At 66.2% G+C, this 1,371-nt stretch carries 1 protein-coding gene and 2 pseudogenes; 2 read left to right on the forward strand and 1 reads right to left on the reverse strand.

Going from position 1 to position 1,371, the window contains the following annotated elements:
• Positions 1 to 148, reverse strand: a pseudogene (locus FRAQA3DRAFT_RS34940) (IS6 family transposase); the annotation flags it as partial.
• A 61-nt stretch (positions 149 to 209) separates the two neighbouring features.
• On the opposite strand from FRAQA3DRAFT_RS34940, the pseudogene FRAQA3DRAFT_RS38715 reads away from it, so the two are divergent.
• Together FRAQA3DRAFT_RS38715 and FRAQA3DRAFT_RS11385 are read left to right on the forward strand one after the other, a co-directional pair.
• Positions 210 to 314 (forward strand): annotated as a pseudogene (locus FRAQA3DRAFT_RS38715) (AraC family transcriptional regulator); the annotation flags it as partial.
• Positions 315 to 926: 612 nt separating this feature from the next.
• On the forward strand, positions 927 to 1,091 hold the full coding sequence (locus FRAQA3DRAFT_RS11385; RefSeq protein ID WP_157467297.1) for a hypothetical protein: 165 nt from the start codon (positions 927 to 929) through the stop codon (positions 1,089 to 1,091).
• The last annotated feature ends 280 nt before the right edge of the window (positions 1,092 to 1,371 follow it).

Consider the following 1,371-nt stretch of genomic DNA (forward strand, 5'->3'; position numbering starts at 1 on the left):
CGCGCTCGGCGGGCAGCTCCTCGACGTCCCTGTAGGACAGCGCGAACCGCAGGTACCACCGCACCGCCAGGACGATCACCTCTGGTGGGAACCGGAACCCGGCGAACTCCGACGTCGGAGCCGGTGGACGGACACGACGTCGACGCATCATCCGATCATGACCGGTTGGCAGCCGCGTGATGGCGGACTTTGCCGATGCAACAGAGCCCGGCTCGGAATTCGCATTCGCCAAAGCATTCAAACGTGAGTTCGGCAGTGCACCCGGCAGGTACCGGCGCCATGTACAGCCCAGCCAAGATCTATTCAAGAACTGAATGGTAGGGCCCGCAAGGATCGATCCCGGTCACCAGTCGGGCCGGAGCCTCCGGAACTACCAGACCTTTGGAGCACATGTTCGATTCAGCTGTCGATGTCGCCGGCTGCGCGTTCACCGGGCATCGTCCCTGGTCGGGACTCGCGAGAAGACCGGGCGGATGGTGATTTCGGGACCTTCGACCAAGATCAAGCGGTTCTTACTGTGGTGCGTTAGGTCCACGAGCTGGCCCGCCGTGGTCGCTGACCTTTGGTCAGCTTCCCGGCGGGCCGCGATGTTTTCGGGGGGACGACCCCCCGAGTGCCGAGCTTCGCTCGGCCGGGCATCGGGTTCGAGTAGCGATGGTGAACGTCCACGGCCGGCCCGAGGCCGTCCGCCGCGGGCAGGCACAGTCGGGTTCAGCGGCGCCTGGAAGTCAGCGGCGGAGCTGGTGCTCGTCGAGGCCGGTCATTTCCTTGCCGGATGGAAGTTCCTCTTACGGGCCCGCCCTGGGAAAATGTCGGTCTAGTACTACAGCAGTAGTGATACTTGTGTGGCCGCTGCCGGCCTTACGATCCGCTGGGTGGCGCGGATCCGGGTCCACACTCCCCGGTTGCGGGGGAGGTCAGCTTACGTGCACTGGCTGAGTCCGGGGGAGGTCAAGAAGGAGAGCGGTCTCCCAAGTCTTATGCGCGAGGCCGCCGACGAAGCCGACGTCGACCCCGACAGGCTCTCCTTCATGCGATCTCTGCGCGTCATCCGCCGCCAGGTCACCGACCAGGCGGATTTTTCCCCCTGACCACCGCGCAGACATGCTTCGGGAATGTCGCGGGCGCTCGGAGAGCCGGCTGGAAGGTCGTTCTCTTTCGAGACACCGCCGAGGCGATCGCTGAGATCGACGCCTTTCTGGCTTCCTGATCCCACGGCGTGCCCGGGCAAGGCGCCGAGATCTCTCAGAGTCGATCAACAAGGGGGCGCCGGACCGGCAGGCCGTTCGCCGGTGCCGGTGCCGGTGCCGACACCGCTGCCGCCGACGTCGGCGGCGACGCCTCGGACGGCGCCGGTGGCGGCTGGCGCGC

The organism is Frankia sp. QA3, assembly GCF_000262465.1.
Classification (GTDB): Bacteria; Actinomycetota; Actinomycetes; order Frankiales; family Frankiaceae; genus Frankia.